The organism is Bacillus pumilus, from assembly GCF_900186955.1.
Taxonomy (GTDB): domain Bacteria; phylum Bacillota; class Bacilli; order Bacillales; family Bacillaceae; genus Bacillus; species Bacillus pumilus.
Window position 1 is genome coordinate 2,651,169 of the sequence record NZ_LT906438.1, and the last position, 22,918, is coordinate 2,674,086.

Here is a 22,918-nt window from a genome sequence, read left to right on the forward strand (position 1 = left end):
GGATAAGGAGGAACTATTTTGAAAAATAGTTTAAGTATAAAAGAGACATTAGCCATTGGTTTAATGCTTTTTGCATTATTCTTTGGCGCAGGAAATATGATTTTCCCGCCTGTCCTTGGACAATATGCAGGTGAGAATGTTTGGCTTGCTATCGGTGGATTTTTACTCACAGGAGTTGGTCTTCCGCTTCTAGGAGTTATTGCTATTGCCCTTACAGGTACCGGTGCAAAAGGCCTTGCGGATAAAGCCCATCCTATATTTGGAACCATTTTCACTGTCATTCTGTATTTATCCATAGGACCATTTTTTGCTATCCCGCGAACAGGTACGGTTTCTTACGAGATTGGTTTAGCACCGTTTCTGTCTGAAACACAAACCTCTTCATGGGTACCGCTTTTCTTATTCACCCTTGTGTTTTTCACGATTACGTATCTGCTCGCTTTGAACCCTTCAAAGCTTGTTGATCGAATCGGCAAAGTGTTGACACCTATCTTATTAACGGTCATTGCAATTATTGTATTTAAAGCCATAGCTACACCGATGGGAATAATCGGTGCGCCTGATGCGACTTATAAAGCAAACCCTCTCTTCACTGGGTTTTTAGAGGGCTATAAAACAATGGATGCTCTCGCTTCTCTCGTATTTGGAATCGTTGTTGTGACAGCTGTTAAAGAAAGAGGTATCACAGAGCGCAAATCTCTTGCGGCGGCCTGTATAAAAGCTGGCCTTGTTGCAGCAGCTGGACTAGCACTAGTGTATATCTCGCTTGCTTATGTCGGTGCTTCAAGTCCTGATACAACCGGAATGGTTGGGGCAAATGAAGGCGGCAAACTGCTTTCACTATCAGCAAACTTTTTATTTGGTTCTGCTGGTAACATTGTCCTTGGTGTAGCCATTTTATTTGCTTGTCTCACAACAAGTGTTGGGCTTGTCTCATCATGCGGCGAATATTTTTCAAAGCTTTTCCCAGCACTTTCTTATCGCACAGTCGTACTCATTGTTTCTTTATTTAGCACATTGGTTGCAAACCTTGGACTGGCACAAATCATCTCTCTATCGGTCCCTGTACTCGTAGCGATATATCCACTGGCAATTGTCATTATTTTATTGTCATTCCTTGACCGCTGGATTAACGGTAGACGAGTGATTTATGTAGTATCCCTCATCTTTACTGGTTTCTTTGCCATCATTGATGGATTATTAGCTGCCAAAATCAATCTCGGTGGGTTGCCTGCCTTCTCAGATGCATTCATTCCATTTTACGATTTAGGCATTGGATGGGTCGTACCAGCAATTATCGGCGCAGGTATTGGCGTACTCATCTCTATGTTGACTAGCCCGCCTAAACAGCTCGCATCATAATCATGCTTCAAACATCCCCTTCCAAAGATGAAGGGGATGTTTTTTTATTGTCCTCCATATACTAAAATAGAAAAATTCATGACTTTTGTACGAAAACACATGTTGACATCAGACGCACATCCTTTATAATTAGTGAATGTTAATGAAGAACGGTTTTAGCAACTAATTAACAGAATATTTCAACATAATATTGGAGGCTTTATATTCAATGAAGGCAACATTGTCGACGAAAGATACAGTTATTATCGGTTTTATGTTATTTGCTCTATTCTTCGGCGCGGGAAATATGATTTATCCACCAGAGCTTGGGCAATATGCTGGCACAAATGTATGGAAAGCAATGGGCGGATTTTTATTAACAGGTGTCGGTTTACCTCTTCTAGGGATTATTGCGATCGCTTTAACAGGTCGAGATGCGAAAGGATTAGCTGATAAAGCTCACCCAGCTTTTGGAACAGCGTTTACCGTCATTTTATATTTATCTATTGGGCCGCTTTTCGCTATTCCTCGTACAGGAACGGTTTCATATGAAATTGGTGCATTACCCTTTTTAGCAGGTGTACCAGCTTGGCTCTCCCTTCTTTTATTCACACTTGTCTTTTTTGGTATTACGTATTATCTTGCTCTAAATCCAACGAAGATTGTAGATCGTGTAGGGAAAGTGTTAACACCGATTAAATTTACGATCATTCTTATTATTATTGTCAAAGCCATTTTAACGCCTATGGGCGTCATTGGCACACCTGATGTATCCTATAGCAACGGATCATTTTTCAAAGGATTTTTAGAGGGCTATAAAACCATGGATGCTCTTGCTTCTATAGTGTTTGGGGTTGTTGTCATCAACGCCATTAAAGGACGCGGTGTGACAAGTAAAAAGGCACTGACATCTGCTTGTATCAAAGCAGGTCTGATTGCAGCCTGCGGATTAACATTTGTTTATCTATCTCTTGCTTATTTAGGCGCTTCAAGTACACATGCCATTGGTTTTGTTGGAGATGGTAGTAAAATCTTGGCTCAGTCTTCTCAATTCCTATTTGGCAGCTTAGGAAATATTGTGTTGGGTGCTGCGATTACGGTTGCTTGTTTAACAACAAGTATCGGCCTCGTTACATCATGCGGAGAGTATTTCTCGAAGTTACTACCTAAGCTTTCGTATAAAATGGTCGTTACACTCGTGACATTATTCAGTTTTATCATTTCGAATTTTGGACTTGCTCATATTATCGCTTTCTCTGTACCAGTTTTAACTGCGATTTATCCGCTAGCGATTGTGATCATTGTTTTGTCACTTGCTGATAAGTGGCTTGGACATAGAAGACCTGTATATGCTCTCTCTTTAATTTTAACAGGTTGCGTTAGCTTATTTGACGGCTTAGCAGCAGCGAAACTTCCAATCGATCCAATAAAAGACGTCTTCCAATCAATACTGCCTTTATATGACCTTGGCATAGGCTGGATTGTCCCTGCAATACTTGGAATCGTGATCGGATTTGTAATCTCTCTTTTCACTTCTTCTGCTTCAGAAGAGCGTCAAAAACAAGCGTCATAATATAAAAAAAGCTGAAGTCCATTGATAGGACTTCAGCTTAGATTGTTGACAAAGGGTTAAAATGATCTTTATTTTAACCCTTTGTCTTCGTTCAGCGTGATAGAAAACCTTTGAAGTCTAGGAAGGACGAGCACTGGCGCGGAGCGAATTTGACATTCGTGAGCACCAGCGCGCAGGACTGACAACGAATGCGAGGGTTTGTCTACACGCTGAGCTGAAGTCCATTGATAGGACTTCAGCTTTTTTATTGATGCTGATACTCTTTTTCTTGCTGAGCTAACAGCTTTTGAACAGCTCCGGGTGATGCTTTTTCAACAGCCGCTGCTGCTATATCAAATGATCCGTTGTAATCATAGGCGTAAAATCTTCGTTCAGCCTCTTTCAATTGTTCTGAAAGAATGTGGTTTTGACTTCTAAAACGATTGCCATATTGAATGATTCGTTCAATTTGATCCACTTTACCAAGCATTTCTTCTGTCTCATCCACAACATTTTTGACTGTGTCAGAGGCATCTTTTAATTGCTGATTTACTGCCGGCATGTTGAGTGGCAGGTTTTCCAGCTGCTCGTGCACTTGATGAATCATCTCCTGCGCTTTTTCAGCCCGCTCTTTCATCTCAGCAGGTACACCTGGAATATTGCTTTTATGCAGCTGGCGTACTGTATCTGTCAGCATAGTTTTAAGCTCAGTCAGTGTTTCTCTCGCCTGTAATTCTTCTTTTCTTAACGATTGGAGATGACCTTTAAATGTGTCATGCAATGCTTTTGCATCCTCGATAAAGGTGTCCAGCTGATTGATTTCATCCATTAATAATGAATACGCCACGTGATCACGATCAAGCTTCTCGCGGATTTGTTTCATCAGCTTTTCAATTTCTTCTAAACGTTTTTCGAATGCTTTCTGTTGATCGAGTTCTCCTGCTGTCAGCTTGTAGCTTTCTTTCACAAGAGCCGTTTCTGCCTTTGTTTGTGTATGATCTTGCTCGAGCTTTTCGAATGCTTCTGTGAGCTCAGGCATTCTGCTTTTGATTTCCTGACCTGCTTCTACTTCCGCCTCCAGCTGATCATACAGCGTCTCAATCGCATCATCGATCATTTGCAGAATGCTTGATGCCTCTTCTAAATTGAGTTCATCAATGAGCAATTTTTCTGCCCTCGCAAGCTGTTTGTTTAAAGTCTCCATCTCTTTCGTGATCTGAATGTGCTCCAGCTTGTAGCCTTTTTCTGACATTTCTTGATATCCGTCTTTCAGCTTCGTCAGCTGACCTGGTACGGTTTGTTTGCAGTCTGCAATAAGCTTTGGTACATCATTGATATATAGTTGAAGCTGGTCGAGTCTGCGGTCTTGCTCAAGCAAAATCTTTCTTGCTTTCATGTAGTTTCCGTTTTCTGTTTCTTCCTCGTACTGCTTAATCCCTTCCCAGGCCTCATCTAAGTCCTGCTCCATTTTGTCATAAAGGGTGCCATATAAATGGCTGTACGCAAGCAGATTTTTTCGAACCGTTTGATATTGCTCTTTGACCTTTTCAATGTCCTTGCGATTTTGCTCCTCGCTTGTGACAAGGTCTGCAATTTCTTTTAAAATGTCTTCAATGTTCGAATCAGCAGCACTCAGCAAATCCTCAATATGCGTTAGAACCTGCTTGGCTTTGGAGAATCGATATTTATCAGAATACTCTTCTGCGTCATATAATAGCTCCTCTACCTTTGGAAGATGGGCTGTGACGATATCGTCCCACTCTGCACGCCATCTTTCAAAAAATTGCTCTGTTTCTCCGGTCATTTTTAAGTGTTTGATTTTTGAAATTTCTTCTACAATTGATCTGTTTAAAATTTCAATTTTCCATGCTTCCAATCGGTCAATCTCTTTATATATATTTTTTCTGAGGAAATAACCGACTGAAAACAAAGCAAGCAAAATGACAATTAAACCGATGATAAACTCCATAATGAGCCCCCTTGTTGTGATCTAAGTGATGTCAGGGTAAAAGTGTCCCGAGTAGACCTGAGAACCCTTTCGTGTCCGCTTTGCATTTGTCTTTTTATAAACAGGATCGTATGTTTTCCAATACCATCCATTCACGGTTGTATGTATGTTTTTCAAGAAAGTATTTGAGCGCTTTCTATCATTTGATCACACGTATCCATGTGACCTGCTTTTATGTATGCGGAAGCTGTCGTTTTCATTGATATTATGATACCATGTAACCAGCATTTTTGGTCATGATTTTTCATTATTTTCGCTGATAAACATGACGTTTTTCAAAATATCGACAAGAGGTGACGACATGCTGAAGCAAGATGCACATCTACATACACCGTTTTGCCCTCACGGCTCGCTTGATTCTTTTCATTCTTATATTGAAAAAGCCATCAAAAAGGGATTTGATTCCATAACCTTTACCGAGCATGCCCCTCTGCCTCCATCGTTTCAAGATCCAACACCAGAGCAGGATAGTGCCATGAAGCTCCAAGAACTTGACTCGTATATAACGAAATTGGATCAGTTGAAACAGGAATACAAAGGCCAATTAATAGTAAAAACTGGGCTTGAGGTTGACTATATCAAAGAGTATGAAGAGGAAACAAGTGCCTTTTTAGACTGCTATGGTCCAGAACTAGACGATAGCATTTTATCTGTTCACTTTCTTCCTGCTGGAGATGATTATATTTGCCTTGATTTTGACGAGCATGCCTTCCAGCAGCTAATAAGCCTCTATGGCAGCATCGAAAAGGTCTATCAAAGCTACTATGACCAAATTCATTCTTCTATTCTATCATCTTTAGGTCGCTATAAGCCAAATAGAATCGGTCATATCACCCTTGTGCAGAAATTCAAACAGCTTTTCCCATTTGAGATGACATCTGCACTTTGTCAAAAGATCACCCTTTGTCTTGAAGAAACGGCAAAAAAAGGCATGTCCTTAGATTTTAATACATCAGGTCTTCGTAAAACATATGCCAGAAGTATCTATTTAGATCAATGGATGATTGATCTTGCAAAACAGAAAAAAATTCCGCTCATTTTTGGGTCTGATGCCCATCAAGCGGAAGATCTCGGATATGCTTATGATCAATTCGAAGACATCATGAGTTTTAAATGAGAATCTAATGCCGGCTTTTTGGGTTCTAGTAAATGATGAAGCGAGCGGCTCAGTTCCTTAAAATACATTTGATAGAAATAAGGCTCATTTGGATTTAAATAAAGCACCTCCATTAAATATTGCGGCTGTAAATAGGGCATCATGAGTAGTGATTTTAGCTGAATCATAAAAGAGGAGATGGAGAGCTGCTCACAAATCACATGGGTGCTTTTTCCTTTTTCAATGATGAGCTGAAACAAATATTTTTCTTTCGTTAAATAGGTCGACATAATTTCTCTAATGAGCGTCGAATCAATCGTCACCTCTCGATAAACGAAACGGGTTAATTGACGGTGCTTGTGCTGATAAGATAAAATATCAAAAACCACATGTAGTAAGCATTCTTTTGCATGACGAGTTTCCATGTGATGGATATGTGATTCAATCATGTGAATATAGCCTTCATAAAAATCGGATACGAGCTGCTCAAGCAGCCCTCCTTTTCCTTGAAAGTAATAAGAAATGTGGGCAACGTTGACGTTTGCTTCCTTCGCAATCTCACGGACAGAGGTTCCAGAAAATCCTTTTTGGTTAAAAAGTCTGATGGCAGCTTCAATAATACGGTCTTTTGTTTGCACGGTTGTTGATGCTTTCATCCGCTCACCCCTCTTCATGTGTACATACTTCAAGATGAAGGCGGAAGTTCCTTTTACAATTGCTCGACAAATCCCACATGTGAGACGCAAGTTATGTATTTTTGAGATAGAAAGTAGGAGATTTTCATGTTTCATGTCGAAAAACAGTCTGGCGATCCATCAAAAAACTATCAATTGCTCGTTAAACAGGTCGAAGCCATTACAGATGGTGAGCCTGATCTAATTGCCAACCTAGCAAATGCGGCGGCGCTATTGTATCATTCACTCCCAGAGGTCAATTGGGCAGGGTTTTATTTGGCTAAAGGCGGCGAGCTTGTGCTCGGACCGTTTAACGGACTGCCTGCATGTGTGCGTATCCCATCTGGAAAAGGCGTTTGCGGTACTGCGTTTGCAACAGGTGACGTCCAGCGTATCGCTGATGTGCACGCATTCCCTGGACATATCGCATGTGATGCAGCATCACAATCTGAAATTGTCGTGCCGCTCAAAGTAAATGGAGAGATCATTGGGGTGCTCGACATTGACAGCCCCGTGAAAGACCGTTTCAGTGAAGTAGATGAAACCTACTTAATTCAATTTACCGAGGTACTCCAAAAGGCATTATCCGCTTCTACAAATGCGTAACCTTACAAAAAAGCAGGCAAATTGTCTGCTTTTTTATTTTTCTTCGCAGACGCGAAGCATCGCCATTGCCTCTAAATAGGTTGACTTCTCCTATCCAGCGTCATATAATAGAATTTGTGTGAAATATGGCAGCCTTTTTGTTCGGCTTTTTTGTATCATTTTGTTCCTTCTATATGAAGGTGCATCTTGTAACTCCCTGCTGCTGGAGCGAGGATGCATGAAAACATAATGACGGAAAAGACAAAGAACAGACGGTTTTTATTTTTCACAAATAAAAACAAATAAGGAGGAGTCACATTATGGCTCGCTATACAGGTCCAAGTTGGAAGATTTCCCGCCGTTTAGGCATTTCATTAAGCGGAACAGGTAAGGAACTTGAAAAACGCCCTTACGCTCCAGGCCCACATGGTCCAGGACAACGCAAAAAACTATCTGAATACGGTTTACAATTACAAGAGAAGCAAAAGCTTCGTCACATGTACGGTGTCAACGAACGTCAATTCCGTACACTATTTGACAAAGCTGATAAACTTCCTGGTAAACAAGGTGAAAACTTCATGATCCTTCTTGAAACTCGCCTTGACAACCTAGTATACCGTCTTGGCCTTGCTCGTACTCGCCGCCAAGCTCGTCAGCTAGTCAACCATGGTCACATCCTTGTTGATGGAAGCCGTGTAGACATCCCATCTTTCTCTGTGAAACCAGGTCAAACGATAGCTCTTCGTGAGAAATCTCAAAACCTTGCAGTTGTGAAAGAATCAGTTGAAGTGAACAGCTTCGTTCCTGAATACCTTACTTTCGATGCTGAAAAGCTTGAAGGAACTTTCACTCGTCTTCCAGAGCGTTCTGAATTAGCGCCTGAAATCAGCGAACAACTAATCGTTGAGTTCTACTCTCGTTAATTTCATGACTCTCCAAAGAGAGGTCAAACAAACCCTAGATCCCTTGATTGTTCAAGGTGGTCTAGGGTTTTTTGTTTGCATTCTCCTATGAACAAATGAATTTAAAACATATATAGAAAACAGACTATACACAAGACGAGCACCAGACAAAACTTCTAAAAGCATTTCTACACATTGAAGTTAGTCTAATTTTTTAATAATAATAGAAGCATTCACGTTTGTTTGAGTCCCTCCTGCTAGGGTTTGAAGAGTAACTGCTGCTGCGGAAGTATGGTTTACAAGAGTAAGCGTGTCACCCGCTGCTAGAGCGAGGATTGCCTGACCGTTATTCTGTTGAGTACCAGCTCCTGACCCATAAACTGTGTTCGTCACAGGACCTCCATTTACAAATAGGGTAAATTGATTTGGCTCTACGCCAGAAACTGAAAAAGTAACCTCGTAGTTTCCTGGATTGGTGACTATAATTTGAGAAGTTCCAGGGGCATGTGTAATACCAGAAGTAATAATTCCAGTTGAGTCAAAAATCACCGGGGCCTCTAAAGCTACTGTTTCAGCACTTAGATTGTATACATATGCAAATTCAGCTAGCCCTGCTCCTGTTGCTCCCGTTGCACCTGTTGCACCTGTTGGACCGGTTACTCCTGTTGCTCCCGTATCTCCTGTTACACCTGTTGGACCGGTTGCGCCTGTTGCTCCTGCGGCACCCGTTGCACCGGTCGCTCCTGTAGCTCCCGTATCTCCTGTTGCACCTGTTGGACCGGTTGCGCCTGTTGCTCCTGCGGCACCCGTTGCTCCTGTTGCACCTGTTGCACCGGTCGCTCCTGTAGCCCCCGTATCTCCTGTTGGACCGGTTGCGCCTGTTGCTCCTGCGGCACCCGTTGCACCGGTCGCTCCTGTAGCTCCCGTATCTCCTGTTGCACCCGTTGCACCGGTTGCGCCTGTTGCTCCCGTATCTCCTGTTACACCTGTTGGACCGGTTGCGCCTGTTGCTCCTGCGGCACCCGTTGCTCCTGTGGCTCCCGTATCTCCTGTTGCACCCGTTGGACCGGTTGCTCCTGTGGCTCCCGTGGCACCTGTTGCTCCTGTTGCACCGGTCGCTCCTGTGGCTCCCGTATCTCCTGTTACACCTGTTGGACCGGTTGCTCCTGTGGCTCCCGTATCTCCTGTTACACCTGTTGGACCTGTGGCTCCTGTAGCTCCTGCGGCACCCGTTGCTCCTGTAGCTCCCGTATCTCCTGTTACACCTGTTGGACCTGTGGCTCCTGCGGCACCCGTTGCTCCTGTTGCACCGGTCGCTCCTGTGGCTCCCGTATCTCCTGTTGCACCCGTTGGACCGGTTGCTCCTGTAGCTCCCGTATCTCCTGTTACACCTGTTGGACCGGTTGCTCCTGTGGCTCCCGTATCTCCTGTTACACCTGTTGGACCTGTGGCTCCTGTAGCTCCTGCGGCACCCGTTGCTCCTGTTGCACCGGTCGCTCCTGTGGCTCCCGTATCTCCCGTTGCTCCTGTTGCACCGGTTGCGCCTGTTGCTCCTGCGGCACCGGTTGCACCGGTTGCTCCTGTGGCTCCCGTATCTCCTGTTGCACCCGTTGGACCGGTCGCTCCTATAGCTCCTGCGGCACCCGTTGCTCCTGTTGCACCGGTCGCTCCTGTGGCTCCCGTATCTCCTGTTGCACCCGTATCTCCTGTTACACCTGTTGGACCTGTGGCTCCTGTAGCTCCTGCGGCACCCGTTGCTCCTGTTGCACCGGTCGCTCCTGTTGCTCCCGTATCTCCTGTTGCACCCGTTGGACCGGTTGCTCCTGTGGCTCCCGTATCTCCTGTTACACCTGTTGGACCTGTAGCTCCTGCGGCACCCGTTGCTCCTGTTGCACCGGTCGCTCCTGTGGCTCCCGTTGCACCTGTTGGACCTGTGGCTCCTGTAGCTCCTGCGGCACCCGTTGCTCCCGTTGCTCCTGTGCCCGTGCCTGTTGCACCTGTTGGACCGGTCGCTCCTGTGGCTCCTCGAACCCCTCGTAATCCCCGTAATCCTCTTCGTCCTACAATTACTTTTGTTTCACAAATGATGCAACAATTTGATTTTGATAGTTTCTGTTTACATTTAGGGCATTTTTTATACTTATCACAACCCATCAGTTATTCATCTCCTTTATCATTATAGATATGTTACATCTATAAATACGTGCAGATAAGTTAAATATCCAAAGAATAAAGATAAGCGTAGAATAAACATAATTTGCTAGACTCAGACAAAAGCCTTTTATGAAAATTTGATTGAATTTTGCGCTAAATTTGTCTATTTTTTTCATGATGACTAGAAACTGTTCAAATCCATAAAATCTATCATAAAAAAAATCCCCTAGAATTCTAGAGGATCTTTTGTTCCATGTTTCTCTCAAGTGTGATTTTTTATTTTTCCATCAAATCACTAATCAACTGCTCTGTTGTCAGGACAGTCGCAAATTCATCGTGCAGTGTTGCAAGTGAGAGCCGATGGATCGTTTCTGGGTCAAAATATGTACCGGTTTGATCTGTTAGTCCAAAGGCGGCTGTTGCATCTGAGACTAGGTACGTATCAAAGCCAAGGTTTCCGCTCATTCTTGTTGTTGTAGATACGCAGTGCGGTGTTGTAAGTCCTGCGATCACAACAGTGTCGATCTCGTTTGATCTTAGTTGTTCCTCTAAGTTTGTGCCTATAAAGCTGCTGTTGACTTTCTTTTGGATGACCGTTTCTTCCTCTAGCGGTCTGGCAATCTCTTTGAAAAGATGCCCTTCATTTGCCGGATGAAATACAGAGTCCGGATTGTCAGCTGTATGCTGAATATGAATCACTTTCCAGCCTTCTTCTCTCCAACATGTTAATAGGCGGTTGATATTCTTCTCTGCCTCTAGATTATTCCGTTCTCCCCATTTTTCATGCTCAAACGCCTTTTGTACATCAACAATGATCAAAGCCTTTTGGTTCGTTTGCACAAACGCCCACCTCCAAAAATTCTTACTCACTACATGTAGTGTAAGGAATGGTATTCGTTTTGTACATGTTTTTATTCGGCTATGCACAATGTTTTGTCTGTTTTTGCATCAAAAAGACAAATCACACACTGGTCATGATGTAATAGATACCAATAATCGATGTACAGTTAGACAGCACCTCGCCTATTTGAACTGATTTGATCATCTTCATCTAGCAGCTGTCATATATCGCGTGACATCAAAAAAGACAGCATATACCTGCTGCCTTTTTTCATTTTTTAATTCGTATTCTGTCCTCCGCCGTTCAGCCCTTCTTTAATATAGCCTTTCACTTGGCTTGAGGTTAATAGACCGATATGGCCAACGCCATGGATCAGGACGTTTCTTGCACCAATTAAACGAGAGAGGCTATTGACGACGATGAGATCTGCCGAGCTATAGACAGATGTGTAAAGTATTTTTTGATTTGGATCTGTGCCTGGTAATGCTCTGCTTGAAACGAGTCCGTTTGCTCCACCAATCGTGACAACGTTTTCAATTTTATCTCCGCCATCAAGATTCTTAATATAGTATAACGTGTTCGCCCCGCCCATACTATGACCTACAATATCTACTTTTTTGGCACCCGTTTTGTCTAACACATCTTGGACAAATCTGGATAGACGTGGACCATTGTTGCGGTTATTACCTGTTTTGTCTATGAAATCGATAGCATATAATTGGTTTCGATCCCAGCCTTGTGTGACCAAGTAACTTTTAATTGAAGCAAAGTTATAAGAGGCACCGCCAATGCCATGCACCATCACAACCGGATTATGCTCAGCCGCCTTCACCTCTTTCGGCTGGATAAAAGCCATTGAACCAATCACCAATGCAAGCGCAACGAGAATTTGCAAACTCCTTTTCTTAAAAAGAATCACTTTCATTCCCCCTTATTCATCTTATACAACTCTATTTTATACAAGAAAAATATGTCAGAAAAGTGAACAAGGTAATGTTTATGAGATGATTTCACAGCCCTATAAATAATCAAAAAGCACCTTGGTCTCTTGTAAATCAAAACTAAAAGACTACGAGATCTATTTTCTTTCATATATAATATGAATAGACAAAAGGAGGTTCTACTAGATGCTATTGACGCAAACACCTGCTCCACCCTACTATGCCGTGATTTTTACATCAAAACGAACAAATATCGAGCAGAAAGAATACGCTGCTGCTGCTCAAAAAATGGACGAATTAGCAAAAGATCTAGACGGGTTTCTTGGAATCGAAAGTGTACGAGATGAACACGGTGTTGGGATCACTGTATCTTACTGGGATTCATTAACAGCAATCAAAGAATGGAAAGCACATACAGCACATCAGCGTGTTCAAAAAAAGGGGAAAGCAGATTGGTATGAAGCCTATACCACCCGAATTTGCAAAGTAGAACATGCTTATACAAACGAAGATTCACTCCTTGAACAAGAAGCAAGCGAATGAGAGAAAACGCCCCTGTAAAATGGTGAGCCTCTTTTATTGAATCAGCCAGCATCATCTTTCTCGTGATGAGTGATATGGATGAAGAAGTCAAAGAACTTGCAGTAGTCTTCATGTTGATTCCTACTTCTCAAAAAGAAAAGCACCTCAATGTATCCTAACATTTGAGGTGCACTTGCTGTTTCTTTAAGATTTATTTATACGTGACGAGGAAGTATTTCTTTTTCCCTCTTCTTAAGACAGTAAATTGGTTTTCAATTCGGTCTTCAGTTGACAGAACATAGTCTTTATCGGTTTGTCTCTCTCCGTTGATGGAGACAGCACCATTTGTGATGTCTTCACGTGCTTGACGCTTTGATGGAGACAGCTTTGATTCCACTAGTACATCGACAAGTGTTAACTCTTCTGTGCTACTTTTCTCCATTGATGGAACATCTTTAAAGCCTACTTTGACTTCTTCGGCTGAAAGAGATTTAATCTCGCCTTTGAATAGCGCATTTGAGATGTTGACTGCCTGTTCTAGTGATTCACGGCCATGTACAAGTGTCGTAACTTCCTCTGCTAGACGGCGCTGTGCTTCACGTTTTTCAGGTGCTGTTTGCACTTTTTCTTCGTACGATGCGATCTCTTCTTTTGATAAGAACGTAAAGTATTTTAAGTATTTCACGACGTCACGGTCATCTGTGTTGATCCAGAATTGGTAGAACTCGTATGGAGACGTTTTTTCTTTATCTAACCAGATGGCGCCGCCTTCTGTTTTACCAAACTTCGTACCGTCTGCTTTCGTGACAAGCGGCATCGTTAAACCGAATGCTTTTGCCCCTTCTGCTTCAGACTTACGGATCAGCTCAAGTCCAGATGTGATATTTCCCCACTGGTCGCTACCGCCAATTTGCAGCTTACAGTTTTCATTTTTGTAAAGGTTTAAGAAGTCTAAAGATTGCAGGATGACGTAGCTGAACTCTGTGTACGAAATCCCTGTCTCAATCCGTGAGCTGACGATATCTTTTGCCAGCATGAAGTTCACACCGAAGTTTTTTCCAATATCACGAAGGAACGTGATGACATTCATTTGGCTGATCCAGTCGAAGTTATTCACGATAACGGCTGGGTTCTCACCTGCTTCAAAATCAAGAAATTGAGAGAGCTGTCCTTTGATTTTATCTGACCACTGTTCAACAATTTCTGCTGGGTTTAGTGAACGTTCTGCTTTTTTGAAGCTAGGGTCGCCGATTAGTCCAGTTGCGCCGCCAACAAGAGCAATCGGATGATGGCCTGCTTCCTGGAATCTGCGTAATGTTAAAATTGGCAATAGGTGACCAATGTGTAAGCTGTCCGCTGTTGGGTCAAAACCGGAGTAAAGCTTGATTTTTTCTTCCGATAATAATTTTGTTAAACCTTCTTCATCTGTTTGCTGCTGAATTAATCCTCTGAACGATAACTCTTCCATCAATTGACTCATATCCAATTCTCCTTTTTTTACAATTCAACATAAAAAACGCCCCTTCGAATGAACGAAGGGACGATATATATCGCGGTACCACCCTGCTTAAAAGACATAAATCACGCCTTTTCACTTACACTGATAACGGATAGATCCGTTCTTTCACTAATCAGGACAGCATACATGCTCCTTTTCGTAAAAGCGGTTCGTGAGGGTAATTCGAATATCTCTTTGTACTGACTCGCACCAGCCGTCAGCTCTCTTGGACAGGGAAAGATGATTCTACTGAATCTCAGTCAAAACCTTTACATATTCAACTAATGTCATTTTAAACATACTTTTGATATCAAGTCAACTGATGAAAAAAATTAATCTTCCATTGTCGATAGGTCGCCAGCCGGTAAATTCAGCTCCCACGCCTTTAGCACACGTCTCATAATTTTTCCGCTTCGCGTCTTAGGCAGTTTGTCCTTAAACTCGATTTCTCTCGGTGCTGCATGTGCAGCGAGTCCTTTTTTCACAAACGTACGGATCTCTTCTTTCAGCTCATCTGTCGGCTCATATCCGCTTCTAAGCGCAATGAATGCTTTAATAATTTCGCCGCGGACCGGATCTGGTTTTCCAATGACACCAGCCTCTGCAATGGCCGGATGTTCGACCAGTTTGCTTTCCACCTCAAAAGGACCAACCCGCTCTCCTGATGTCATGATCACATCATCGACACGTCCCTGGAACCAAAAGTATCCGTCTTCGTCCATATAAGCTGAATCTCCTGAAACATACCAATCTCCCGGCATAAAGTAAGATTCATATTTTTCAGGATTGTTCCAGATCGTATGCATCATAGACGGCCAGCCTTTTTTGATGGCGAGGTTGCCCATCCGGTATGGCGGAAGTTCATTTCCGGCATTATCCACAATCGCAGCTTCTACGCCTGGAATCGGTTTTCCCATTGAACCTGGTTTGATATCCATGCATGGATAATTACAAATTAGCTGTGCACCGGTTTCCGTCATCCACCAAGTGTCATGAATTCGTTTACCAAATACAGCGTCTCCCCAGCGGATGACTTCTGGATTAAGTGGCTCACCTACACTTAACACATGACGGAGCGAGCTGAGATCATATTTTTGAATGAGGTCATCTCCTGCCCCCATTAGCATTCTAAAAGCGGTCGGTGCACTGTACCAAACGGTCACACCTAGTGATTCAATCGTTTCATACCACGTATCAGGGCTAAATCTGCCGCCTAAAATGACATTCGTCGCCCCATTTAACCACGGTGAAAAAATGCCGTACACTGTGCCTGTTACCCAGCCTGGGTCAGCTGTACACCAGTAGACATCGTCTTCTTTCAGATCAAGCACCCATTTACCAGTCTGGTCTTGCTGTACCATTGCGCCATGGACATGCAGCACACCTTTTGGCGTACCTGTCGACCCTGACGTGTAATGAAGCAGAAAGCCGTCTTTTTCATCCATCCATTCGATTTCAAGGTCCTTCGCCGCCTGCGCAAAAGCCTCTTCATAATGGATTGTCCGAACGCCATCGACGTCTTCCTTTTCACCGCCAACAATGATGACAGATTCAAGTTTCGGAAGCTCTGCAAATGGAATTCGTTCAAGCAGATCCGGCGTTGTCACAATGACCTTCGCCTCGCTATTTTCTAAACGGTCTTTGACCGCACCTTCCATAAATGCCTCAAATAACGGGCCAACGATCGCACCAATTTTGACTGCGCCAAGCAGAAGAAAATAGAGCTCAGGTGATCTTGGCATAAAGATAAATACGCGATCCCCTTTTTGCACATTCGCATTTTCTCTGAATAGATTTCCCGCTTTATTTGTGTTGATTTTCATATCTCTGAACGTATATTTTTCATCCCGCTGTGAATCTTTGTAGTGAAGCGCCACCTTGTTCTTACGAAACGAGTCCGCATGTCTGTCAATCGCTTCATAGGCTGCATTTATGTTTCCTGTTTCATACCATGAGAAGTTTTTTCTTGCTTCTTCCCATGAAAATTCTTTGTATGCCTGCTCATAATCATTTAAATGATAGTCCCCTTTTACTGATGGTAGCGTTTCCACTTTCATCAAACAGTCCCCCTTTGCATACGTTTACAATGACCATTATAGTATAGATGACTTTTTTTCTCAATTTTTAAAAAACTTATAGTGAAACCGTTTTAATTCTTGCAAGTTTTAAGATAAAATAGAGACGACTCACTAGAATTTGAGGCGGTGGATACGTGGAGCATCCTAAAACTTATTATTCAAAAACCATTAAGCGAGAAACAGGTACCATCCTGATTGAAGGTCCGGTACCTGCATCAGAGCTTGCGAACTATACGTTTCATGAAGGCCTAACGGCATTTCGCACGCCAGAGGAACAGAAACAAGCACTTGTTGAAATAGCAGACCTTCCAGAAGGACGTATTATCATTGCAAGAGTGGATGAGCTTGTTGTCGGCTATGTCACGTATTTATATCCTGATCCGCTTGAGCGCTGGTCAGAGGGCAACATGGACAATTTAATCGAGCTTGGCGCGATTGAGGTCGCTCCTCCATTTAGAGGCTGCTCACTTGGTAAGCATTTACTTGATGTGAGCATGATGGATGAGCAAATGGAGAATTATATCGTCATTACAACTGAATATTACTGGCATTGGGATTTAAAGGGGACAAAGAAAAACGTGTGGGAGTACCGCAAGATGATGGAGAAAATGATGAACGCAGGCGGTCTTGTTTGGTTTGCAACAGACGAGCCAGAGATCAGCTCACATCCAGCCAATTGTTTAATGGCCAGAATCGGGAAAAACGTGAGTCCTGATTCGATTGAGCGTTTCGATCGTCTTCGCTTCCATCAACGCTTTATGTATTAACGTTCAATTCGTTTTTTTGGCAAAGGGGATTGGTAAACAATGATGATTGAACAAATTATGGAGCGTGATGTGATCACGCTGCGAAAAACCGATACGATTGAAGAAGCCATAAAAAAAATGAGTGCACATCACATTCGGCATATTCCAATCGTATCTGATCAAGATTCTGTCATTGGGATGGTGACAGATCGAGATATTAAAAATGCCAGTCCAAGTATATTTGAAACAGAAAAAAGGAAGCTCTTTATTCAGCGGCCTGTTGAAGAGATCATGGTATTAGAGACGATTACTGCTCATCCGCTTGATTTCGTTGAAGAGATTTCTAGTGTCTTTTTTGAACACGGAATTGGCTGCCTTCCAGTGGTGAGACGCGGCAAGCTTGTAGGCATTATCACAAAGACTGATTTGCTTCGTACGTTTGTCAGACTGACAGGTGCAGATCAGCCTGGGTCACACTTAGAGGTTGAAGTGGACCAAATGACAGAAGGTCTTGCAGACATTACGACCATTTTAAAAGAGCAGCATATTCAAATGCTGAGTGTGCTTGTGTATCCGCATGCAAATGAATCGTCTAAAGTGCTCGTCTTCCGCCTTCAAACCATGCATGCAGATCATGTGACGAAGCTGATTCGTGCAAAAGGCTATAAGGTGCTGTGGCCTATGGAGCAGACGATCAAATGAAGGAAGCGACCTTTGTTTTTTCACCCTCTTTTCAAACGTACCAGTTTCACCAAGACCATCCCTTCAATCAGCTTCGTGTCTACTTAACATATGACCTGCTTCAAAAAATGAAGGCGTTAACAGATGATGAGATCGTCGCACCGCGTATGGCGACCCTCGAGGAATTAAAGCTCGTCCATACAGCCGATTATATTCAAGCTGTGCAGCGGGCTAGTCAAGGAAAGCTCTCTACAGCAGAGGGGGAGCGCTACGGTCTTGGCACGGAGGATACACCGATGTTTGCAGGTATGCATGAGGCAGCTTCTCTCCTTGTTGGCGGGACACTCACAGCCGTTGACCAAGTAATGATGGGACACTCGCAGCATGCACTGAATCTTGGCGGTGGACTTCATCACGGGTTTAAAGGGCGTGCATCTGGCTTCTGTATTTATAATGACAGCTCAGTGGCGATTCAATATATTCAAAAGACATATGGTGCAAGAATTTTATATATTGATACGGATGCCCATCATGGAGATGGTGTACAATTCAGCTTCTATGACGACCCTGAGGTATGTACGGTCTCGATTCATGAAACGGGACGCTATTTGTTCCCTGGAACTGGACAAGTACAGGAAAGAGGTCATGATAAAGGCTATGGCTACGCCTACAATATTCCGCTTGATGCATTTACAGAAGACGAATCGTTCCTTGAAGCATACCGAACAGCAGTGACGGAAATTGCTGCTTTTTTTAAACCAGATGTGATTTTGACGCAAAACGGCGCAGACGCACACTACTATGATCCGTTAACCCATTTATCTGCCACCATGAAAATATATGAGGAAATTCCTAGACTTGCCCATGAATTAGCGCATCAATATTGTGATGGCAAATGGATCGCTGTCGGCGGAGGAGGATATGATATTTGGCGTGTCGTGCCAAGGGCGTGGAGCCGAATTTGGCTTGAAATGAAAGGTATTACACCGCCTAATGAACTGCCTCAGGACTGGGTTCAGGCTTGGCATAAACAATCTCCTGTCACCCTGCCATCCACATGGAGAGACCCTGACGATTTATATCCACCGATCCCAAGAAAAGCAGAAATCACAGAAAAAAATGCTCAAACTGTAGAAAAAGCACTGATGCCCGTTAGAAGAGAAAAGAAAAATGCATAAGAAAAGCAGGCATTCACTGATGTGTAAGCCTGCTTTTTCGTTTTATTTTGTTGATTGTCTTTCTTCAATTCTGTGTGGAAGTTCCACAATTTGGTCATCTACTTGCTCTTTGTTCATCAGCTTTGTCAGCAGTCTCATTGCGACAGCACCAATATCATACGTCGGCTGAACAACAGTTGTCAGCTGAGGACGCACCATGAGAGAAAGTCTCGTGTTATCAAAGCCAATCACTTCTAAATCGTCAGGAATGGATACGCCTCTATCTTGTGCTCCATGAATGACACCTAGCGCCATTTCATCCGTAGCCGCAATAACAGCTGTCGGCTTGTCAGACTGCTCAAGCAAGTGAGCAAGTGATTCAATTCCAGAATCATACGAATAATCGCCTTCAGCGACGAGCGCATCGTCAAATGCGATGCCCGCTTCTTCGAGCGCACGCTTATAGCCTGCAAGCTTTCTCATAGAGTTAATCGGTTCTGACATTGGGCCAGATACGAAGGCAATTCGCTTATGTCCTTTTTCAACTAAAAGCTGAACTGAATCATAAATCGCTTGCTCGTAGTTGATGTTGACAGATGGTGTTTGAGCTTGCTCTTCAACAGATGCAGCAAGAACAATTGGCACAGGAGAGCGCTTAAATTCTTCAACAAGCACATCTGTGATATTTCCACCCATAAAGACAATCCCATCTACTTGTTTACCTAGCATTGTATTTAATAGATGAAGCTCTTTATCGGTATTTTGATCTGAGTTGCTCAAAATGATGTTGTACTTATACATCGTGGCGATATCTTCAATTCCGCGAGCAAGCTCTGAATAGAAGATACTCGAAATATCAGGGATGATGACTCCCACCGTTGTTGTTTTTTTACTTGCAAGGCCTCGTGCCACCGCATTCGGGCGATAGCCAAGGCGATCAATCGCTTCAAGTACCTTTTTTCTTGTTGTTGGTTTTACATTCGGATTCCCATTCACTACGCGTGATACCGTTGCCATACTTACATTTGCTTCTCTTGCTACATCATATATTGTAACATTATTCACATAAATCACTCCTTCAAATACACTTCATATCTATAGCATTCACCAATTGGATAGAGACATGTCAGATACGAGGAAAATAATATCCTATTTGTCATTAAAACGATGAAAAGAGACACATAATTTTTCAATCTACATCAAAATGACATTCTTTTATGAAATTATACACGTTTTTTCACCATATGAAAACGTTCCCTTTCTTTTTATAACTAAATTAAACAAACTTTAATGAGCTTGTTACCTGTAAATTGAATCATATTTCATGAAAAATCGTCGAGAACGTCAGCTATGACAATGATCTTAGCAGATTCTATTGAATTTTAAAAATGAAAACATTGTGAACAAGCACTTTTAAAGCTTGCAATGTGTTCTTTTCCTTTCATTCCCAATATCCATCATGTTTTATCCATAGAAAAACCGCCGGGCAGTCATCCGGCGGCTTTCTATCTATGATTACGCGTGAATGTTAACAAGTGGTCTTAACGCATCTAACCATTTTTCGAATTGAGGAATGTCCATTTGCTGCGCTGAGTCAGATAGAGCAACAGATGGATCTGGATGCACTTCTGCCATGACACCGTCTGCTCCAATCGCAAGAGCTGCTTTCGCTGTTGGAAGGAGAAGATCTCTACGTCCAGTTGAGTGCGTCACATCAACAAAGACTGGTAAATGTGTTTCTTGTTTCAAAATTGGCACAGCAGAAATATCTAGTGTATTTCTTGTCGCTGTTTCATATGTGCGGATACCGCGCTCGCAAAGGATGATTTGGTCATTTCCTTGGGCGATGATGTATTCAGCTGCATTGATGAATTCTGAAATAGTCGCTGCAAGACCACGTTTTAAAAGAACTGGTTTCTTCACAGATCCTGCTGCTTTTAATAGCTCGAAGTTTTGCATGTTTCGTGCACCAATTTGGATGACATCGATATGCTCAATCGCTTCTTCAATATGAGCAGGATTGACGATTTCACTAATGACAGCAAGACCGTATTCATCCGCTACACGCTTTAGAATTTTAAGACCGTCTACACCGAGTCCTTGGAAATCGTATGGACTTGTGCGAGGTTTAAATGCACCTCCGCGAAGTAGTTTTAGTCCTTGCTGTTTCGCTGCTGCCGCCACTTCTGCGACTTGCTCGTAGCTTTCAACAGCACATGGTCCAACGATGAAGCGCTGTTTCCCATCACCGATCGCTTCTCCATTGATGTTCACGATTGTATTTTCCGATTTTTTCTTACGAGAAACAAGAAGTGCTTTGCTGTGGTCATCTTCTTGAAGCTCTAGGCCTGCTTTGAAAATCTCTTTGAAAATATGCTGAATTGTTGAGTTTTCGAATGGTCCATCATTTGCTTCAAGAATTTGGTTCAGCATTGTGCGCTCTCTGACAGGATCATAACGGTTGACACCTTGCGCTTCTTTCGCCTTTCCAATTTCTTTTACAATGCTTCCTCTTTCATTGATCAGTTTTAAGATTTGAAGATTTAGTTCATCTGCCTGCTGTCTCAATTGTTCTAGTTCATTGTTGCTCATTTTTGTCATCCTTTCCTCTGCCTGTTCTCGCTTTTTTTTTTTTCATTCTCTCATGATAGGGTTTATTATAAACAAAGATTTCGGAATTGTCACGAAAATTTTCTTTATTACCCAAACGCTTTTAAGCGATAAAGTATTATGTGTAAGATTATAGCATAGTTTTGATTGAAGTAAACCTTTTTTATAAAAAAAACGTCAGCAGTTGCTGACGTTTCTTTTACACATTATGTTCAAGCGCTTCTTTTGTAATGCTTGAGTGGGATGCATGCCATTTTACTTTTCCACCGCTAAAGACGAGTGCCTGGGGACTTTCGTGCTTTACCCCTGACTTTTCTGTCACATAGGATGAAAGCTCTCTTGTGTTTTGAATTTGCAAGAAATAAGTTGGCACGTCTTCATGTGCAGACGCAAATGCTTCAAACTCTTGAAAAGCCGCTTGACTGATCGGACATGTCAAACTGTGCTTAAAAAAGACAAAGGTCCCATCTTGATTCGTTAGTTGATCAAACTGTTCTTCTGTTTCAATGAGTTGTTTTGACATGATGTTCTCCTTCTTCACTCTGTGCAGTAAGAGTTAGCCTTTAGTCGATTGTTCTACTTTTTCTTTGACATCTTTAATGCCATCTTCAATTTCTGATTTCGCTTCTTGTGCTCGTACTTTGGCTTCATCCGCTACATCTGATGCTTCACTTGCTATGTCAGCTGCCGCATCTTCTGCTTCACTTTTCACATGATTAGCTTTTCCAGCTGCACGTTCTTTTATGTCTTTCACTTTGTCTAAAATTTGGTTTGACTGTTCTGCCACCATTTGAGACAATTCAGACGTTTTATCTTTCGCAATCGTCACATATTCAGTGCCTCTTTCTTTTGCATCTGTTGTGAGTCGATCTGTTTTTTCTTTTAAAACATTCGCTTGGGTGTTCAAATCATCGCGAAGCTCTTTCCCTGACTTCGGTGCTAAAAATAAAGCTGTTGTTGCACCCACAATTCCACCAATAAGTGTTCCGATCAAAAAGTCTTTGCTATTGATTCCGTCTTTGCTCATGATTATTCCTCCTATGCGAAAATGGTTTATTTTTGGTGTTTTCGTTGTTTCCATTTTTTATAAATTTCAAGTGCTGCGTTACTCCAGCTTACCACATCCGTGACTTTTTCTTGATTTCGTTCAACGGATGAAGAAACCGCACCAGCTGCCTGCTTTATGCTTGTATTAAATTGGTTGATCGAGCCGCCAATTCCCTGCACCGCATCCACAACTGTGTTGAGTTTTGCCGATTTGTCTTGAATATCTTCAGCAAGCTGATTCGTCTTATGTAGCAACTGTGTTGTCTCTGTGGTGATCCCTTGCATCTGACCTTCAAGACCTTCTAAAGTTGATGCGACATTCTTTAATGTCAGCTGTAAGGATTTTAATGTTTTGGACAAGTAGATGACAAGAATGAGGAAAGCAATTGCGATCAGTGCAACGCTTAGATATAGAATAATAATCATCTGATACCTCCTTTGCTGCGGGCATATTCAATTCATTACCCTCTCGTTGTATCATTCAA

At 42.6% G+C, this 22,918-nt stretch carries 21 protein-coding genes and 1 other annotated feature; of the genes, 9 read left to right on the plus strand and 12 right to left on the minus strand.

Translation table 11 applies throughout. The features are described 5' to 3' along the window. Positions 1–18 precede the first annotated feature (18 nt). Complete coding sequence (brnQ, locus tag CKW02_RS13610) at positions 19–1,362, plus strand: branched-chain amino acid transport system II carrier protein (protein WP_003216581.1); 1,344 nt, start codon at positions 19–21, stop codon at positions 1,360–1,362. Positions 1,363–1,570: 208 nt separating this feature from the next. Then, positions 1,571–2,914, plus strand: a complete 1,344-nt coding sequence (gene brnQ, locus CKW02_RS13615; RefSeq protein WP_003216733.1) for a branched-chain amino acid transport system II carrier protein — start codon at positions 1,571–1,573, stop codon at positions 2,912–2,914. Positions 2,915–3,158: 244 nt separating this feature from the next. On the opposite strand, the gene ezrA is transcribed toward brnQ (CKW02_RS13615), so the two are convergent. Next, positions 3,159–4,862 (minus strand): septation ring formation regulator EzrA, encoded by a 1,704-nt coding sequence (ezrA, locus tag CKW02_RS13625; protein ID WP_003216241.1) that lies wholly within the window; start codon positions 4,860–4,862, stop codon positions 3,159–3,161. A 340-nt stretch (positions 4,863–5,202) separates the two neighbouring features. On the opposite strand from ezrA, the gene hisJ reads away from it, so the two are divergent. After that, complete coding sequence (gene hisJ / locus CKW02_RS13630; RefSeq protein ID WP_003216431.1) at positions 5,203–6,018, plus strand: histidinol-phosphatase HisJ; 816 nt, start codon at positions 5,203–5,205, stop codon at positions 6,016–6,018. Here hisJ and refZ read toward each other — a convergent pair. Then, the gene (refZ, locus tag CKW02_RS13635; RefSeq protein ID WP_003216407.1) at positions 5,988–6,653 is read right to left on the minus strand and encodes a forespore capture DNA-binding protein RefZ; all 666 of its coding nucleotides are present in this window, start codon (positions 6,651–6,653) and stop codon (positions 5,988–5,990) included. The two genes, hisJ and refZ, sit on opposite strands and share 31 nt — an antisense overlap. Before the next feature lie 126 nt (positions 6,654–6,779). Between refZ and CKW02_RS13640 the strand changes: the two genes are divergently transcribed. Both CKW02_RS13640 and rpsD read left to right on the plus strand, forming a co-directional pair. After that, positions 6,780–7,277 (plus strand): GAF domain-containing protein, encoded by a 498-nt coding sequence (locus tag CKW02_RS13640; protein ID WP_003216603.1) that lies wholly within the window; start codon positions 6,780–6,782, stop codon positions 7,275–7,277. A 299-nt stretch (positions 7,278–7,576) separates the two neighbouring features. After that, positions 7,577–8,179, plus strand: coding sequence for a 30S ribosomal protein S4 (gene rpsD, locus CKW02_RS13645; RefSeq protein ID WP_003216816.1), 603 nt, complete (start codon positions 7,577–7,579; stop codon positions 8,177–8,179). 180 nt (positions 8,180–8,359) lie between these two features. Here rpsD and CKW02_RS13650 read toward each other — a convergent pair whose 3' ends face one another. The 3 genes from CKW02_RS13650 to CKW02_RS13660 form a co-directional block, all read right to left on the minus strand. Next, complete coding sequence (locus CKW02_RS13650) at positions 8,360–10,312, minus strand: collagen-like protein (RefSeq protein ID WP_169901762.1); 1,953 nt, start codon at positions 10,310–10,312, stop codon at positions 8,360–8,362. Positions 10,313–10,588: 276 nt separating this feature from the next. Further along, entirely contained in the window at positions 10,589–11,152 is a 564-nt protein-coding gene (locus CKW02_RS13655) for a cysteine hydrolase family protein (RefSeq protein WP_003217596.1), read from the minus strand. Positions 11,153–11,430: 278 nt separating this feature from the next. Continuing rightward, complete coding sequence (locus CKW02_RS13660) at positions 11,431–12,009, minus strand: esterase/lipase family protein (RefSeq protein ID WP_372706108.1); 579 nt, start codon at positions 12,007–12,009, stop codon at positions 11,431–11,433. 271 nt (positions 12,010–12,280) lie between these two features. Here CKW02_RS13660 and CKW02_RS13665 point away from each other — a divergent pair, with 271 nt between their 5' ends. Beyond that, positions 12,281–12,637, plus strand: a complete 357-nt coding sequence (locus CKW02_RS13665; RefSeq protein WP_003217612.1) for an antibiotic biosynthesis monooxygenase family protein — start codon at positions 12,281–12,283, stop codon at positions 12,635–12,637. Between the two features lie 190 nt (positions 12,638–12,827). Here the strand turns inward: CKW02_RS13665 and tyrS are convergent, their stop codons facing one another. Then, entirely contained in the window at positions 12,828–14,096 is a 1,269-nt protein-coding gene (tyrS, locus tag CKW02_RS13670; RefSeq protein ID WP_003217617.1) for a tyrosine--tRNA ligase, read from the minus strand. 53 nt (positions 14,097–14,149) lie between these two features. Beyond that, positions 14,150–14,387: a binding site (T-box leader), on the minus strand. Positions 14,388–14,446: 59 nt separating this feature from the next. Continuing rightward, complete coding sequence (gene acsA, locus CKW02_RS13675; RefSeq protein WP_003217543.1) at positions 14,447–16,171, minus strand: acetate--CoA ligase; 1,725 nt, start codon at positions 16,169–16,171, stop codon at positions 14,447–14,449. Positions 16,172–16,326: 155 nt separating this feature from the next. Between acsA and CKW02_RS13680 the strand changes: the two genes are divergently transcribed. From CKW02_RS13680 to CKW02_RS13690, 3 genes are read left to right on the plus strand one after another with little or no spacing between them, the layout of a single operon-like run. Further along, positions 16,327–16,959 (plus strand): GNAT family N-acetyltransferase, encoded by a 633-nt coding sequence (locus CKW02_RS13680; RefSeq protein WP_003217598.1) that lies wholly within the window; start codon positions 16,327–16,329, stop codon positions 16,957–16,959. 39 nt (positions 16,960–16,998) lie between these two features. Next, on the plus strand, positions 16,999–17,640 hold the full coding sequence (locus tag CKW02_RS13685) for a CBS and ACT domain-containing protein (RefSeq protein ID WP_003217690.1): 642 nt from the start codon (positions 16,999–17,001) through the stop codon (positions 17,638–17,640). Then, positions 17,637–18,797, plus strand: a complete 1,161-nt coding sequence (locus CKW02_RS13690; protein ID WP_003217659.1) for an acetoin utilization protein AcuC — start codon at positions 17,637–17,639, stop codon at positions 18,795–18,797. Before CKW02_RS13685 ends, CKW02_RS13690 begins: the two co-directional genes overlap by 4 nt. A 42-nt stretch (positions 18,798–18,839) precedes the next feature. Here CKW02_RS13690 and ccpA read toward each other — a convergent pair whose 3' ends face one another. From ccpA to CKW02_RS13715, 5 genes are all read right to left on the minus strand, one after another. Beyond that, a complete protein-coding gene (gene ccpA / locus CKW02_RS13695) occupies positions 18,840–19,841 on the minus strand; it encodes a catabolite control protein A (protein WP_003217727.1) in 1,002 nt (333 codons plus the stop codon). Between the two features lie 450 nt (positions 19,842–20,291). Further along, on the minus strand, positions 20,292–21,368 hold the full coding sequence (locus CKW02_RS13700; RefSeq protein ID WP_003217626.1) for a bifunctional 3-deoxy-7-phosphoheptulonate synthase/chorismate mutase: 1,077 nt from the start codon (positions 21,366–21,368) through the stop codon (positions 20,292–20,294). A 217-nt stretch (positions 21,369–21,585) separates the two neighbouring features. Beyond that, entirely contained in the window at positions 21,586–21,909 is a 324-nt protein-coding gene (ytxJ, locus tag CKW02_RS13705) for a bacillithiol system redox-active protein YtxJ (protein ID WP_003217729.1), read from the minus strand. Positions 21,910–21,942: 33 nt separating this feature from the next. Beyond that, positions 21,943–22,413 carry a YtxH domain-containing protein gene (locus CKW02_RS13710; protein ID WP_003217681.1) on the minus strand — a complete coding sequence of 157 codons (471 nt, stop codon included), beginning with the start codon at positions 22,411–22,413 and terminating at the stop codon, positions 21,943–21,945. Between the two features lie 26 nt (positions 22,414–22,439). After that, positions 22,440–22,859 (minus strand): DUF948 domain-containing protein, encoded by a 420-nt coding sequence (locus CKW02_RS13715; protein WP_003217556.1) that lies wholly within the window; start codon positions 22,857–22,859, stop codon positions 22,440–22,442. Positions 22,860–22,918: the final 59 nt, after the last annotated feature.